Source organism: Peristeroidobacter soli, from assembly GCF_004138485.1.
GTDB classification, from domain to species: Bacteria; Pseudomonadota; Gammaproteobacteria; order Steroidobacterales; family Steroidobacteraceae; genus Steroidobacter; species Steroidobacter soli.
Map to the genome: position 1 here is coordinate 1,174,927 of NZ_RYEV01000003.1, position 15,875 is coordinate 1,190,801.

Genomic DNA, 15,875 nt, shown 5'->3' on the forward strand with positions numbered 1-15,875 from the left:
ATAACAAGTAACACCATGTCGATCCGCAAGCCTTATCTGATTTTCCTCGGCGATGCCGCCGAGCCCGTATTGGCGAAGACCGCGTTCGGCGTGCGCGACTGGGCGCCGCAGGACTGCCTCGCGCAATGGCGGCTGCCCGAATGTAAAGTCGATCTCGGTCTGCCGGACAAGGAGCCGGCGGCAGCGGCGCAGATCGGGGCGCGCTCGTTGTTGATCGGCATCGCGCCTGGCGGCGGTCGCATTCCTGCGTCGTGGGTGCCGGGCTTGAGGCAAGCCATCGAAGCGGGTCTCGACATCGTCAGTGGATTGCACACGCGACTCGAAGATGTCGAGGGTCTGGCGGAGCTGGCGGCCAGGCGCGAGGTGCAGCTGATCAACGTTCGCACGCCACCGAAAGATCTGCCGATCGGCAATGGCATCAAGCGCAGCGGCAAGCGATTGCTCACCGTCGGCACCGATTGCGCGCTCGGCAAGAAATACACCGCGCTCACGATTACCAAGGCGCTGCAGTCACGAGGCGTCGCGGCGACGTTTCGTGCGACGGGGCAGACCGGCATTCTCATCGCCGGCAGCGGTGTGCCGCTCGACTGCGTAGTGGCGGACTTCGTCGCCGGTGCGATCGAGCAACTCACACCCGCGGCGGCCAACGATCATTGGGACGTGATCGAAGGCCAGGGCTCGCTGTTTCACCCGGGCTATGCGGGCGTAACGCTCGGCCTCGTGCATGGCGCCCAGCCGGATGCGCTCATTCTTTGTCATGACCCGACACGCAAACACATTGCGTATCACCCTCACGCGGCCATGCCGTCACTCAAGCTCGCGGCCACCCGATATATCGAGGCGGCGCAGCTCAACAATGCGAATGTGAAATTGGTGGGGGTGAGCTTGAACACGTCGGCCTTGTCGCAAGCCGAGCGCGAACGTGCGCTGTCGCAGGCGGAGCAAGAGCTGGGCGTGCCGAGCTTCGATCCGCTGAAGACGCCGAGTGATTCGGTAATTCAACGGATGCTGGGCTAGCAACAGTCTGGCAAGAAAGCTTTCCGACAGCCACGAACGTATCAGCGCCGGCCGGGAAGGGGGGACCTCTTCCCGGCAGCTTCGAAAAGCAGGGACCTTTCGTAGCAGCGCCACAGGGACGTGCAAGCAACGGAGCATGCGACAGCATGGCTCCGGCGGGTGCGCGGTGACGGGAAGAGGTCCCCCCTTCCCGGACGGCGTCGGCCACTGACCTGACCGCAAGGCACGCTCAAGAAGCCAACGATGACGACTACAAAAAAGCCAAGCCGCCTGTTCCTCAAGAAATCCGTCGAACGAGTCCGGGCCGAAGCGGGCGCTCAGCCGTTCCGGCGGGTGCTGGGAGCGGCCGACCTGGTCATGCTCGGCATCGGTTGCATCATCGGTGCCGGCATCTTCGTGCTCACGGGTAACGCGGCTGCGAGCTTTGCCGGGCCGGCGGTGCTGATATCGTTTCTGATCGCGGGCGTGGCCTGCGCGCTCACTGGTCTTTGTTACGCCGAGCTTGCGTCGACGCTACCCGTCACCGGCTCCGCTTACACCTACTCGTACACGACGCTCGGTGAAGTCGTCGCCTGGATCACCGGCTGGTTGATGGTGCTCGAGCTGGGCATTGCCGTTTCGCTCGTGGCGGTGGGTTTCTCCGGTTACACCGTCAGTCTGTTACGTGACTTCGGGATCGCCGTGCCGCCGGAGTTTGCGACCGCCTACATCAACTCGGTGAGTACGCCCGACGGCCTTCGTTTCGTGGCGGGCCAGGGTTTCAACCTGGTCGCGGTGCTCGGCGTGTTCGTCGCCTCGATTCTGCTGATCATCGGCATCGAGACCTCGGTGGCGGTCACCCGCTTCGTGGTGCTGACCAAGATCGTCGTACTGCTGGCCTTCGCGGTCATCGGCTCGCAATACATCGAATCGGTGAACTGGACGCCGTTCATCCCCGAGCACGAGGGCGGCTTTTCCTACGGCTGGCCGGGGATCTTCCGGGCCGCTTCGGTGATCTTCTTCGCTTACGTCGGCTTCGAAACCGTCTGTACCGCTGCCGCCGAAGCGCGCAATCCCCAGCGCGACCTGCCGATCGGCATCATCGGCTCGCTCATTGTATGTACCGTGATCTACATGGCGGTGGCCGCCGTGCTCACCGGCGTCGTGCCGTACCGGCTGCTCGGCGTCGCGGACCCGATGGCGGTCGCGGTGGATGTGATGAAGCTTCCCTGGTTCGGACTGGTGGTCAAACTGGGCGCCATCGCCGGTCTGTTCTCGGTGATGCTCGCAACGACTTATGGTCAAACGCGCGTGTTCTACGCCATGTCGCGCGACGGGTTGCTCCCTGCATTGTTCTCGCGCGTTCATGCTAAGCGCCGCACCCCGCACATCGGTACGCTGGTGCTCGGTGTCGCGATCGCCCTGGCGGCCGGCTTGCTCCCCATCACCATTCTTTCCGACATGGTGACGTTGGGCACGGCGCTGGGGTTCGGCATCGTCTGCATCAGCGTGATCTGGCTGCGCAACGTGCGTCCGGATCTGGAGCGGCCGTTTCGAGTCCCCGGCGGGGGCTTCCAGGTCAACGGGGTGAAAATTGCTTTCATTCCCGCCTTGGGAATACTTTTCTGTATCCTTATGGTCGCGCCGCTGCTGCTCGATATCGTCGAGAAAGCGCTGCGCGGTGACGCCATCCCGGCGATGTTGCTGGGAGGGTATTGCGCGCTGGGCGCGGTCATCTACTGGGGGTACGGCTTGCGGCATTCCAAACTCGCCGCGGCGGACGTGCCACCCGAGACCCAAGGGTTGAGTCAGGAGTCCGTGTGAAGTTAACCGTTCAAACCAAATACTGGAAGCTGAGCGAGCCGTTCGTCATCGCGCGCGGCACCTATACGACCAGCGACGTCATCATCGTCGAATTGCAGGATGGTCCGCACATCGGCCGCGGCGAGGCGGCGGGCGTCGACTATCACGGCGAGACGCCGGACTCGATGGTGGCCCAGGTGGAAGCCGTCCGCGGCAAGATCGAAGCGGGCGTGACGCGCGCCGAATTGTTGAAGCTGCTGCCCATCGGCGGCGCTCGTAACGCCCTCGATGCGGCGTTGTGGGATCTGGAAGCCAAGCGCACCGGCCGTCGCGCCTGGGATCTGGCCGGCGTCGGCAACACGCGCGAGATCGCCAGTGCCATGACCATCGGCATTCGTTCCATCGAGGGTTATGAGAAGGCCGCGCGCGGGCTCGGGCACTATCGCTGGATCAAGATCAAAGTGAACAACGACGATCCGCTCGGATGCATCGAGGCCGTGCGTCGTGGCGCGCCGAATTCCCGGCTGATCGTCGACGCCAACCAGGCGTGGGACGTGCCGACGCTGTACTCGCTGGGCCCACAGCTCGCGAAGCTGCGCGTCGACCTGCTGGAACAGCCAGTGAAGGTCGGCGGAGATAAGGACCTCGAGCTCGGCCGTTCGCCGATCCCGGTGTGTGCCGATGAGTCCATCGACACCATCGAGGATCTGCAGTATCTGAAGACCCGTTATGAGTTCGTGAACATCAAGCTCGACAAGACGGGCGGTCTGACCGCCGCGTTGGAGCTGGCGCACGCCGCGCGTGCCGAAGGCATGCGGTTGATGGTGGGCTGCATGGTCACCGGCTCCGTCGGCATGGCACCGGGCATGGTGCTCGCGCAGCTGTGCGAAGTCGTGGATCTCGACGGCCCGCTGCTGCAGGCCGAGGATTGGGAGAACCCGATTCAGTACGACCGCACCGGCGTGATGTCCTGGCCGTCGCCGAAGCTCTGGGGCTGATAACCCCAGAGCCGGCTGGCTTTCTCACTTGGGCGATTGCAATACCGGCAGCTCCACAAAGCTGCCGTGATAAATCCGCTGCGTCGCCTTCTTATAAGCATCCTTCGGCGCGTAAGCGATGTTCGGCACGAACGTTTGTGGATTGCGGTCGTAGAGCGGGAACCAGCTGCTCTGGACCTGCACCATGATGCGATGGCCGGGCTGGAATGTATGGTTCGCGTGCGGCATGCGGATGCGATAGGGCAGCGTCGCGTTCGACTTGATCGGCTTCGCCACCTCGTAACTCTCGCGATAGCGGCCGCGCAGGATGTCGGCTGAGACCATCAGCTGATATCCGCCCAGCTCCGGGGTCAGCGGCACTTCATCCGGATACGCGTCGATCAGCTTCACCACCCAGTCCGAGTCCTGTCCCGTCGTCGACGCATGCAGCTCGGCGAAGATGCTTCCGGCCACGGTAACTGGCTCCTGCAGCGGCTCGCTCACATACGTCAGCACGTCGGGGCGCGACTCGAACGGGCGCTGATCGTCGACCAGCCATTGTCCCCAGGTGGTGTCGTGCGAGTCGTTCGGCAGAATCGGTTGCACGCGATAGGGCACGGGTTTGGCCGGGTCCGAAACATACTCGTCGAACGATTTCGCCTTGGCGTCCGGCGGCGTAAATGACAGCGTGCCGTTCGCTTCCAGATAGATCTTCTTGGTCGCCACGCCCGGTGCCGGCCACTGCGCATACGAGCGCCACTCGTTCGTTCCCGTTTCGAATGCGCGCACCCTCGGCGTCGGCGAGGCGGGTTGTTTGTCGCGCAGATGCTGTTCGAAGAACGGCAGCATCACCTGATACAGGAAGTAATGCGTCGTGTCCGAATTCCACTGCAGCGGGCCGAGATGCGAGCCGCTGTACGTATGGAACCAGGGATCCTGCTGACCGTGGAACCACGGGCCGATGACCAGTTGATTCTGAGGTCCCTGCTTCTGCAGTTCCTCGAAGACGGCCGGCGAGCCGTAGTTGTCTTCCTGATCGAACAGGCCGTGCACGATCAGCGTCGGGACCTTCACCGAGGTGCGAGCGATCAGCTTGTCGACCGCCTGCGATTGCCACACCTGGGTGTAGGCCGGGTTGTCGATCAGCTTCTTCCACGCCGGCAACTGATCCATGTTCCGCGACTTCGCCATGTCGTTGGTCGAGCCGGCGCGCAGGTACGTCGTGTAGGCATCGCGCGAGCCCATCGGAATCTCGTTCGCGCCCTTCAGCGTCGTCTGCCGATACACGTACTCCAGCGAGAACGGACGGAACGCGCCATTGTGATACCAGTCATCGCCGACCCAACCGTCGACCATGGCGTTCATCGGAATCGCCGCTTTCAGCGCCGGATGCGCATCGAACAGCGCCATCAACGACGTCCAGCCTTCATACGACACGCCGATGATGCCGACGCGACCGTTATTGTTCGGCACGTTCTTCACCAGCCAGTCGATGGTGTCGTAGGCATCGGTCGACTGATCGGCCGGCCCCGGGTTGAGCGGCCCGCGCAGCGGCAGGTTCAGCACATAGTTGCCTTCCGAGCCGTGCTTGCCGCGCACGTCCTGATAAACGCGGATGTAACCTTTTTCGAGCAGCGGAGCGTCCGGCATCGGCACGGCGGCGGCCGCGCTCGGGCTGCGCGGGCGACCCGTGTAGGTCTGGCGATTGGCCGCGTCATAAGGAGTGCGTGTGATGACGATGGGCGCCGGCGCCGTCAGGTGCTTCGGCTTCCAGATGACGGTGAACAGCTTCACGCCGTCCCGCATCGGAATCATCACTTCTTCGCGCGTGTAGTCGAACAGCGCATTGTTCGCTTCGAAATGTTCCGGAATCTCCGACGGCAGCGTGCCGCTGCTTTGGGATGCCTGCGCGCCCGCCGCCAGCAGCGCCAACGAGACGACAGCACTCAATAACGATCGTTGCAGTTTCATCGGATCACCACATCATGAAAGGAGCGACTTCCGCATCGGACACGCGACCGGCGATGACATCGCGCAATGCCTGGTCGATGATTCCCAGCGCTTCACCGACTTCAGCTTCGGTCAGCGTCAGCGGCGGGGTGAATTCGAGCACGTTGCCGCGCAGGCCCACATAGACGAAGGCGGCGCCGAGCTGATACGCGCGATAGATGATCTTTGCGGTAGTGACGACCGGCACGGGCTCGCCGGTGTTGCTGTCGATGAGCTCGACGCCCACCGCGAGGCCACGACCACGTACGTTGCCGATGACGCTGTGATCTTTACCCAACGCTCGCAGTCCTTGCATGAAGGCATTGCCGACGCGCTCGGCATTCGCGGCCAGGCCTTCTTCTTTGAGTGCACGCAGAACGACGCGTCCCGCGGCGGTGGCGACCGGATTGCCCGCGGTCGTTTGTAAAGCGAAGGCCGGTGCGTGATCCATGATTTCTTGCGGTCCGACGACGGCCGACAGCGGCAAGCCGCCGCCCAGCGCCTTGCCGAACACGACGACGTCGGGCTCGAGGCCTTCGTGCTCGAAGCAATGAATCCTGCCGGTGCGGCCCAGACCCACCTTCACTTCGTCGACGACGACGCGAATGCCGTGCTTGCGGCAGCGATCCTGAAGCGCTTTCAGGAATCCTGGCGGCGGCACGATCAACCCACCATCCGACATCAGCGGTTCGAGAAACACGGCCGCGACCTGATGCGGAGGGCACGTGGTCGCGAACTGATAGTCCAGCAGCTTCAGCACTTCCTCGGCGGTGAAGTTATTCCGATACGGATCGGGATACGGCAGCAGCAACAAGCCCGCACGCGGCAGCGAATGCGTCATCGCGGTGTGGCCGCTGATGCTCATCGAGCCGGACAAGTTGCCGTGATACGAGCCGATGAATGAAATGAATCGCGAGCGGCCGGTCGCCGCCTGCAACACGCGCATGGCGCAATCGTTCGCGTCCGAGCCCGAATGGCCGAACCACACGCGTCGCTCGCCACTGCCCGGCGTGATCCGCAGCAGTTCTTCGGCGAGCGCGACGGCGTTTTCGTTCGGATAGGCCAGCAGGCTCGCGCCCGCCATGCTCTTGCAGGCATCCGCGACCGCATTGGCGAGGCCCGCGTGGCTGTAACCCAAAATGGCCGGGCCGCACGAGGCGGACAGGTCCAGCACCCGACGGCCGCCTTCCTCGATCAGCCGGTTACCCGCGCCGCCAACCACCGCGAGCGGCGAAAATCTGAGCCGTCCGATGTTGGCGATGACGCGCGCGTCCCGCGCCCGTAGTGACGTGGATTCGGCTGTACTCAAGCGCGCTCTCCGGAGGATTCGATCGACTTACAGAAGACGCCAGGGTCCGGCGTTCATGTAAACAAGATTACACAGTGGCCATCGGATTTCAATTTTGAAGGACTATTGACAGAGCCCGGGGGCGGCTCTTAAATCGGCCGGGCCGGCACCCCAACCATCGAGATGAGCCGGCGTGGGGATGGCGTGTCGGGAGAGTCCATGGCTAAGGGGTCCCTGAAAGTAGAGCTGCGGCCGGCGCTGGCGGAGGGCGTGGCCAGCGAACTCGCCGCCGGTGGCAAGCTCGCCGAGCTGTACGAGAACTATTGCGCCGAGCTTTGCAGCTATTTACGACAATGCGGTCACCGACGATCTGTGGCGCGAGCTGGAAATCGCTTCGCCCTTCCCGGTCTCGGATATCGCGCGTGATTTCACGGTGCAGGAAGGCGTGCCGCTGATCGATGTGATTTCGTCGAAATGCGTGGGCGACCAGACCGCGCTGTCGGTGCGACAGGGCCGCTTCGGTCTGGATGCGAAGTCCAAACAGGCGAAGGAATGGCGTGTGCCGGTGACGGCGACCGTGGTGGGCACGAACAAAGTCGCGCGACAGGTCGCGCCCATGCAGCGGATCGAACGCGCCGAGCTGTTGAAGCGATATCCGCAGATCGGCCTGGACGGAATCACGTTTGGCGTGTTGCAGCCGACGATGGGCGCGCTCATGGCGCGGCGGGGCGTACAGACGCTGGTGAAACACTTTGTCGACGAGGGCGGTACCTATCAGCAGCTGGCCATTCAGCCGCCGAAGGCGGGGGCGGTGCTCGATGCGATCACCAGCCTGAGTGGCGAAACCGTGCGTGCCAGGCAGTTCGTGTTTGCCTGCGGTCCGTGGCTGCCCAAGTTGTTCCCCGACGTTGTTGGCACGCGCATCGTGCCGACCCGACAGGAGATCTTCTTCTTCGGCCCGGACCCGGGCGATACCCGATTCGATCCGCCGCAGATGCCAGCCTGGGTGGATGCCGACGAGCCGGGCATTCCCTATGGCTTTCCGTCGCTGGAAACGCGGGGCTTCAAGCTCGCGATCGACGCGCATGGTCCGCGCATCGATCCGGATAGCAACGATCGCGTCATTTCCGCCGAGGGTTTGAAGCAGATCCGTGCGTACCTCGCCCGGCGTTTCCCGGGCATCGCCAAGCGTCCCTTGTCCGAGTCGCGTGTTTGCCAGTATGAGAACAGCGACAACGGCGACTTCATCATCGACAAGCATCCGAGGTGGGAGAACGTGCTGATCGTCGGCGGCGGTTCCGGCCACGGGTTCAAGCATGGCCCGGCGGTGGGGCGCTATGTCGGCGAGCTCGCGATAGGTAAGCTGTCGAAGCCCGAAGCGCGCTTCGCGCTGACGGCTCACGGGTACCAGGGGTGATCGCGAGGGCGTCTCAAATGCTAAGAAAAGTTATCCGCACTACGTTAGCGGCAGTGGTATTGCAGGCGGTGAGTGCGGCGGCGTTGGCCGCGCCCGATGCCATTTATTTCAATGCGAATGTGTGGACTGGCAATGCTCAGCAGCCCAAGGCCGAAGCGATTGCCATCGATGACGGCACCATCGTTGCGGTTGGGAGCAGTGCCGACGTTCGCAAACTCGCGGATGCAACGACCCAGGCGGTCGATCTGAAGGGCGCGTTCGTGGTGCCCGGCTTCATCGACAACCACGTGCATTTCATCAATGGCGGCCTCGCGCTGGCGCAGGTCGATCTGCGTGACGCCGCGACTCCCGCGGAATTCACCAAACGCATCGCTCAGGCCGCGAGCAAGACGCCGAAGGGGCAGTGGATCAAGGACGGCAATTGGGATCACGAGTTGTGGAATGGCGAGCTGCCGACGCGCGACTGGATCGACAAGGACACGCCGAACACGCCGGTATTCGTCTCGCGCCTCGACGGCCACATGGCACTGGCGAATTCCCTGGTGCTGAAACTCGCGGGCATTGACGAGAAGACGCCCGATCCGGCCGGCGGCAGCATCGTTCGTGACAAGAGCGGCCGGCCCACCGGCGTGCTGAAAGACAATGCGCTGAACCTGGTCTTCAAAGTGATCCCGGCGCCGTCGGATCAGGAGCTGTCGCAAGGCCTGGCGCGCGCGATGGAGCATGCGGCCGCGCGCGGCGTGACTCAGGTGCACGACATGGGCGGCATCGAAGACTTTCGTGTGCTCGATCTCTATCGACGCACCCGGGCCAGCGACCAGCTGCGCGTGCGCATCTATTCGTTCGTGCCCATGGCCGAACGGCAGCAGGCCGCCGGGTACAAGAACAAGAACGGCACTGGTGACGAGTGGCTGCGCTGGGGCGGCGTGAAAGGGTTCGTCGACGGTTCGCTCGGCTCGACCACCGCCTGGTTCCACAAGCCGTATGACGACGCGCCGAACACCACCGGTCTGACCATGGTCGAGCCGGAAAAGCTGCGTGCCGCCATCGTCGAGTCGGATGAGGCGGGGCTGCACGTCGCCGTGCACGCGATCGGCGATCGCGCCAATGACTGGCTGCTCGATGTGTTCGAAAAGATCGAGCAGGGCGGGCCGAAGAAGGACTGGCGCTTCCGCATCGAGCATGCTCAGCATCTGACGCCGGCGGCGATCAAGCGCTTCGGGCCGCTCGGTGTGGTTGCGTCCATGCAGCCGTATCACGCGATCGATGATGGTCGCTGGGCGCAGAAGCGGATCGGTGCCGAGCGGCTCAAGGGCACGTATGCATTTCGTTCCCTGATCGACTCAGGCGCGCATCTCACGTTCGGTTCGGATTGGCCGGTGGCTCCGCTCGATCCATTGACCGGCATTTATGCCGCCGTCACCCGACGCACCATCGATGGCGCGAATCCGAACGGCTGGCAGCCGCAGCAGAAGATCACGGTCGCCGAGGCGCTACGCTCGTACACCGCCGAGAATGCATGGGCGGGCTTTCAGGAAGGCAAAGTCGGCGTGCTGAAGCAGGGGGCGCTGGCGGATTTCGCGGTCCTGTCGAAAGACCTGTTCACGGTACCGCCCGCCGAGATCGACAAGGTCAAGGTGGTGCGCACCGTCGTCGGCGGGCGCGAGGTGTATCTCGCGCGTTGATAACAGCCGGGTACATGGATGTACCCCACCGCCAAGGGCGGCGAGCGAGAGGCAAAAGTCACGCCTGCAGCGTAATGCCCGATCCCGAGTATCAAATAACTCCGCGCAGTGCCTCTTCGAGCTTGCGCGTCCAGGTCTCAACGCCATCGGGATCCGAGATCAGATCGTTGCGGATCTCGATGAGCACGGCCGGATTGTTCAGCTGGTCGCCATGGACGACCAGCGCGTAGTCGGCATCGGCGCTCACGCCATAAGGAACATTCGCGCCGACATTCAACAGCGGATCGCGGCTCAGCTGCGCAATGAGGGCCTGACCCAGGCTGGCCGCCTTGTCGAATAGCACGCCCGCATGCCACGCGCGCTGCTGACCCAGATACACCGGTGTGAAGCTGTGGACCGAGACCAGCACGTTGCGTCGGCCATCGGCGGTGCGCTGTTCGAGGTGCGCGCGCAGTCGGTCCTGAAAGGGATTGAACATGAGCCGCTGGCGCCGCTCTCGTTCCTCATCGTCCAGCGACAGGTTGCCGATAATGTCCGTCGCTTCGGAGCGCAGCGGAATACTGTCGGCGACGTGCAGCGGGCGGTTCAGATCGATCAGCAGCCTGGAATAGCCGCCCAGGAACGCGGGCGCGTCGAGGCGCTTCGACAGGGCGCGCGTGACATGAGCGGCGCCGATGTCCCAGGCGATGTGACGCGCCAGATCGCTGTCCTGCAGGCCGAGCTTGTTGTACTCGGCGGGGATGTGATTGGACGCGTGCTCGCAGATCAGCACGAACGGCGAGCGGCCGTTCTCATTCAGAGCTTCGACCGCGTGAGGCCAATCGGTCGCGCCACCTTCCGCCAGCATCAATACAACGTCCGGTAGCGTTCGCACACTTCCGAGGGCGACAGGCTGGCGAGCGTATCCAGCTCGGCCTTGCGCACGCCGTGGAATGACTCGATGAACAGCGGATCGAACCAGCTTTGCACGACCGCGTCGGCATCGAACGCTTTCAGCGCGGCAGGCAAATTCTCGGGTAGGCGCACCAGCCCCAGCGCGGCACGCTGCTGATCGGTCATCTCGGTCGGATCGTCATCGACCAGTGGCGGGCTGGGCATCTTGGCCTTCAATCCTTCCAGGCCCGCGAGCACGACCGCCGTCATCACCAGATAAGGATTCGCGGTCGCATCGGCCGCGCGATATTCGATGTTGAACTGCGGCGACGGATCGGCACCGCCGATCGACACGACCGGACAGATGCGCAGCGTCGCCTCGCGATGCTGATTCGCGATCCAGGTGTACGAGGAGCTCCAGGCGTGCGGCTTCAAGCGGTAGTACGAGGGCAGGCTCGGCGCCGTGAGCGCGGTGATGCCCGGCAAATGTTTGAGGATGCCGGCGCAGAACGCCGCGGCTTGCGGTGACATTCCGCCAGGACCGTCGGCTGCATACGTCAGCGGCTTGCCATTCACGTCGCGGAAGCTGAAGTGAAGATGCACGCCGTTGCCAACGCCGTCCGGTGACGTCTTCGGTGCGAAGCTCGCATGCCAACCCTTGGCGCGCGCAATCTCACGAGCGATTTCGCGAATGACCACGCAGCGATCCGACGCGGTGATGCCATCGCTCGGGCCGCAGGTCACTTCGAATTGATCGGCGCCGAATTCGGAGATCACGACTTCGGGATCGACGCCGGCTTGTTCCAGCGCAGCCATCAGGCGCGAGGTGTATTCATCGGCGCTGCGTAGGGCAGCGAACGACAAGGCATGTGAGGGAGGCAGGGCGGCGCCAAATAGCTGGAACTCCTGCTCGAAGCTCGCGAGCAGATTGATGCCGTGCTCATCACGCAGGCGATTCAGCGCATTTTTCAGCAGCGTCCGCGTGCAGCAGTTCCAGGGCGAGCCGTCCAGACCGACGATATTGCCAAACACGATGTCGAAAGGAGTGATCCGGCCGGTATGTTCCGTGCGGTAACGGGCCTTCAGGTCCGGGATCACCCGCAGATCGCCCCGTGCGCCCCACGGATTGGGATTCGCGATGGAATTGAACGGCGTCAGGCAAATGTTTGCTTGCAGCCAGCCGATGCCGTGCCTGGAGATGCGCTCCAGGTTCTTGGCGGCGACGAAGCGGCCGCGCGTGATCGCGGCGAGGTCGGTGGTGGTGACGCCAACGAGTGGCTCGAGGCCGGCAGTGATGTTGCTCATGAGCGAAGCGCGGCGAAGCGAGCCGCGACCGTAGTCGTATCCGCAGTCCAGCAGTATCCGCCAAACGCCTGCAGCGCCGTCTCGTGCCGCTGTTGTGTCTTGGCACCGCATGCGTCATGGACGCACGTGATCATGTAGCCGAGATCCGCACCGTCGCGTACCGCCATGTCGACGCACTGGTCGGTCATGATGCCGGATACGATCAGATTGCGAACGCCCAGGTTGCGCAGCAGGTAATGAATGTTGGTGGAGTTGAAAACGCCCGAGGACGTTTTCGGCAACAGGATCTCATCGTTCACCGGCATCAGCGACGGCACGGGCAGCGCCAGCGGATCGTCCGGGCCCAGATGAATGGGCGTCATCTTGTGATCGAGGCCACGATCCCGGCCGTCGCGCGTCAGGCTGCGAATGATGGTGTGGATCACTTCGACGCCGTTGTCGCGCGCCGCTTGCAGCAGGCGCTCGTTGTTGGGAATCACGCGCTGCGCGGCTTCGCGATAGAAATAATCTTCAGCCGAGCCCGGATGATCCGGATCGGCGCCCGGCTCGAGCCAGGCACGTTGCAGGTCGATCAGCAGCAGCGCGGTTTGTCCGGGCCGGAAGGCCTCGTCCCGCTTGGGAATGGACTGTGTCATCAGCGTTTCTTCTTGGCGGCGGTCCGCTTGGCCGGCGCCTTGGTGCCATCGACGGTCGCGATATTGCGGGAACGAATCCGCTCCAGCTCTTCCATGCGCGTGCCGTTGTTGTCGGGTTGCTCGGCGACGATGCGGGCGACCAGTGCTTCCATCTGGGCCACCGCCGGCGCGAGCGTGTCATAAGGAGAGTCGGCTTCCATCGGGCCGACGATCACGACTTTCGCGTGCTCGGCGGCCGGCGAGCGCCACACGTCCGTGAACAGAACGATCTGAGCGCCGCGCTCGGCGGCCTGCTCGGCGAAACGAATCACGTCCGTTTGATAACGGCGGTGATCGAACACGACCAGGGTGTCGCGCGGGCCGGCGTCGAGCAGCAGGTCGAAGCTTTCGGCCGACAGCGACGGCACTTCGATCACGCCCGGGCGGAATTGAGCGAGGTAGCCCGCCAGCATGCCGGCGATGTGCCGGCTGAAGCGGCCACCCAGCAGCAGGACGCGGCCCTTGGCTTCCATGATCAGCTGCACGGCTTTGCCATAGGTCTGCGGCAGCGTCATCGCGGCGGCGGATTCGACGGTGGTGGCAGCCGAGCGAATATATGTTTCCTCGACACTGCGACCGCTGGTGGCGGCGGCACGGGTCGGACGCTTCGCTTCCATCATCATCAAGGGCGAGCGCAACCCGGCCTCGACTTCTTCGAGCAGGCGCTTCTGGAAGGCGGCGAAGCCGTCGAAGCCCAGCTTGGTGACCATGCGGATCACGCTCGGATCGCTGACCCCGGCACGCCGCGCCAATGCGGTGGCGGTGCCGAGACCGGCGACCGGATAGTCGCCCAGCAGCACCTGGGCTATCTTGGCTTCGGCCGGCGTCAGTGCCAGACCGTGCTGAGTGAGCAAATCCCGGATCGGGGCAGCGACGTTCAAAGTGAGGACTCCGTTTCTGACGGCAGAATTACATATGATGCTGTAACTTGCAATTCTGAAGAATTATTGACATCGACGGTGCGACCCCCTCTAATCTGTAAACACGGGGTTGGCGGCCGGGCATCCGGCCGAAATGGGGCATCACTTGTCTTCCGGAATGCGCAGTGCGTTGGCCGATTCGGTCGCCATGGCAGCCGCAGTGCTGCTGATCGCGGTGGCCGCGGCGCTGTTTGGCAGCACCTCGATGCAGCGGGTGGTGGCGCATGCCGCCGTCATGTTATCCGCGGTGCTGGCGCTGCAGCTGTTCTCCGGCAACTCTCGCATTGTTTCTTTCGGTCACGCCGCGTTCATGGCCATCGGCGCCTACACGGTGGGCATTCTCACTTTGAATGCGCAGCTTCAGCACAACGCGTTGCCGCAGCTGCCGTCGTTCCTCGCCGGTCTGGAATTGTCGACCTGGAATGCACTGATCATCGCGGCGATCGTCGGCGCGGTTGCCGGTGTGATCAGCGGCGCGACTCTGTTGAGGCTGTCGGGCTCGGCGGCCGCCATCGCCACGCTCGCATTCCTGATCATTGTTTATACCTTGCTGGCCGCGGCCCGCGAGATCACGCGCGGCAGCCAGCCTTTTTACGGCGTGCCTCGCGACGCGGGGCTGTGGGTCACGGCGCTGTTCGCAATGCTCACCTTGGTGATCACCCGGACGTTTCGTGAGACGTCCTGGGGCCTGGCTGCGAGAGCCGCGGCGGATGACGAGGCCGGTGCCATTGCAGTTGGCATCAATCCGCGCGCGGCCTTTTTCTTCCCTTGGGTGCTGAGCGCGACGCTCGCGGCGGTGGCGGGTGGATTGCTCGCGCAGGTGTTGGGCGCGTTCACGCCGCATACGTTCTATTTCGATCTGGCGTTCACGCTGCTCGTGACCTTGATCGTCGGCGGCATGGGCTCTTCGCTCGGCGCGCTGGCGGGCTTGCTCGCAACCACGGTATTGATCGAGGTCATGCGTCAGGTCGAAAGCGCGGTGTCGTTCTTCGGTCTGACGCAGAGTGCGCTGGCGATCGCAATGATCCTGGTGATCTGGCGTCGCCCGGAAGGATTGAGTGGCGGGCTGGAACTGAATCTTCTGCGCCGGCTCGGCAAGCAGCCCGCGGCGACGGTGGTTCCCGCGGAAGTGAAGCGGGCGAACGCCGATGTTCTGCGGGTCGCGGCGGTGACCAAGCGGTACGCGGGGCTGGTCGCTGTGTCCGATGTTTCTTTCGAAATCGCGCCCGACAGCATCACCGGCATCATCGGTCCGAACGGCGCGGGCAAGACCACGCTGGTCAGCATGCTCGCCGGTCACGTGCCGCCGACGGAAGGAAAAATTCATCTGGGCGAGACCGCCGTTCACGAGACGGCTGCGCACCGGGTCGTGCGTGCGGGCCTCGGCCGGACCTTTCAAAACATTCGCGTCTTCACGCGGATGACCGTCCTGGAGAACGTGCTGTCGGCGGCGCGCGGCGTGCACTCGAATGTCGCGGCGGCTGAAGAAGCAGCTCGACGCGAGCTCGCTCGGGTGGGGTTGCTCGAGCAGGCGGATGCGTTGGCCGGCAGCCTCGCTTACGGCATGCGTCGGCGCGTCGAGATCGCACGCGCGCTGGCTTGTGAGCCGACATTTCTATTATTGGACGAGCCGGCGGCAGGCCTGAATCCGGCGGAGACGCGCGAGTTGATGACGCTGCTCGCGGCCGTTCGAAAGGAGCGGGGCATCGGCATCGTGCTCGTCGAGCATGACCTGATGTTCGTGATGCAGCTGTGCGAGCGCATCCTGGTACTGGATCAGGGGCGGCTGATTGCCGATGGCACGCCCGCGGAGGTGCAGAGTCATCCGGCGGTCATCGCCGCTTATCTCGGCAGCCGCGTGGCCGCGAAGTCGCTCGCCACGAGCACGCCGAGTCTTGGGGCCGTGGTCACGGAGTCCAATTGAGCGGGCCGGCGTCTCGGCCCCCTG

The 15,875-nt window shown here is 63.9% G+C and carries 12 protein-coding genes; 6 read left to right on the forward strand and 6 right to left on the reverse strand.

Features of this window, described 5'->3' with window-relative positions; all coding sequences use genetic code 11:
- Positions 1–15: 15 nt before the first annotated feature.
- The 3 genes from EKO19_RS13935 to dgcA all read left to right on the forward strand — a co-directional run bounded on the left by EKO19_RS13935 (position 16) and on the right by dgcA (position 3,797).
- Positions 16–1,017: a DUF1611 domain-containing protein gene (locus EKO19_RS13935; protein ID WP_129776990.1), complete on the forward strand. Its 1,002-nt coding sequence runs from the start codon at positions 16–18 to the stop codon at positions 1,015–1,017.
- Positions 1,018–1,260: 243 nt separating this feature from the next.
- Entirely contained in the window at positions 1,261–2,820 is a 1,560-nt protein-coding gene (locus tag EKO19_RS13940; RefSeq protein ID WP_129776991.1) for an amino acid permease, read from the forward strand.
- A complete protein-coding gene (gene dgcA / locus EKO19_RS13945; RefSeq protein WP_175597052.1) occupies positions 2,817–3,797 on the forward strand; it encodes an N-acetyl-D-Glu racemase DgcA in 981 nt (326 codons plus the stop codon). The genes EKO19_RS13940 and dgcA overlap by 4 nt, the downstream gene beginning before the upstream one ends.
- Before the next feature lie 24 nt (positions 3,798–3,821).
- Here the strand turns inward: dgcA and EKO19_RS13950 are convergent, their stop codons facing one another.
- Together EKO19_RS13950 and EKO19_RS13955 are read right to left on the reverse strand one after the other, a co-directional pair.
- The gene (locus EKO19_RS13950) at positions 3,822–5,747 is read right to left on the reverse strand and encodes a CocE/NonD family hydrolase (protein ID WP_129776993.1); all 1,926 of its coding nucleotides are present in this window, start codon (positions 5,745–5,747) and stop codon (positions 3,822–3,824) included.
- 4 nt (positions 5,748–5,751) lie between these two features.
- The gene (locus EKO19_RS13955; RefSeq protein WP_129776994.1) at positions 5,752–7,074 is read right to left on the reverse strand and encodes an aspartate aminotransferase family protein; all 1,323 of its coding nucleotides are present in this window, start codon (positions 7,072–7,074) and stop codon (positions 5,752–5,754) included.
- A gap of 271 nt (positions 7,075–7,345) precedes the next feature.
- Between EKO19_RS13955 and EKO19_RS13960 the strand changes: the two genes are divergently transcribed.
- A complete protein-coding gene (locus EKO19_RS13960) occupies positions 7,346–8,470 on the forward strand; it encodes an FAD-dependent oxidoreductase (RefSeq protein WP_129776995.1) in 1,125 nt (374 codons plus the stop codon).
- 17 nt (positions 8,471–8,487) lie between these two features.
- The gene (locus EKO19_RS13965; protein ID WP_129776996.1) at positions 8,488–10,155 is read left to right on the forward strand and encodes an amidohydrolase; all 1,668 of its coding nucleotides are present in this window, start codon (positions 8,488–8,490) and stop codon (positions 10,153–10,155) included.
- 91 nt (positions 10,156–10,246) lie between these two features.
- Here EKO19_RS13965 and EKO19_RS13970 read toward each other — a convergent pair whose 3' ends face one another.
- From EKO19_RS13970 to EKO19_RS13985, 4 genes are read right to left on the reverse strand one after another with little or no spacing between them, the layout of a single operon-like run.
- A complete protein-coding gene (locus tag EKO19_RS13970; RefSeq protein ID WP_129776997.1) occupies positions 10,247–11,002 on the reverse strand; it encodes an N-formylglutamate amidohydrolase in 756 nt (251 codons plus the stop codon).
- The gene (locus EKO19_RS13975) at positions 11,002–12,333 is read right to left on the reverse strand and encodes a type I glutamate--ammonia ligase (protein WP_217705324.1); all 1,332 of its coding nucleotides are present in this window, start codon (positions 12,331–12,333) and stop codon (positions 11,002–11,004) included. The genes EKO19_RS13970 and EKO19_RS13975 overlap by 1 nt, the downstream gene beginning before the upstream one ends.
- Positions 12,330–12,968 (reverse strand): cysteine hydrolase family protein, encoded by a 639-nt coding sequence (locus tag EKO19_RS13980; RefSeq protein ID WP_129776998.1) that lies wholly within the window; start codon positions 12,966–12,968, stop codon positions 12,330–12,332. The genes EKO19_RS13975 and EKO19_RS13980 overlap by 4 nt, the downstream gene beginning before the upstream one ends.
- Entirely contained in the window at positions 12,968–13,888 is a 921-nt protein-coding gene (locus EKO19_RS13985; RefSeq protein ID WP_217705325.1) for a MurR/RpiR family transcriptional regulator, read from the reverse strand. Before EKO19_RS13985 ends, EKO19_RS13980 begins: the two co-directional genes overlap by 1 nt.
- A gap of 187 nt (positions 13,889–14,075) precedes the next feature.
- On the opposite strand from EKO19_RS13985, the gene EKO19_RS13990 reads away from it, so the two are divergent.
- A complete protein-coding gene (locus EKO19_RS13990; RefSeq protein WP_217705326.1) occupies positions 14,076–15,851 on the forward strand; it encodes a branched-chain amino acid ABC transporter ATP-binding protein/permease in 1,776 nt (591 codons plus the stop codon).
- The last annotated feature ends 24 nt before the right edge of the window (positions 15,852–15,875 follow it).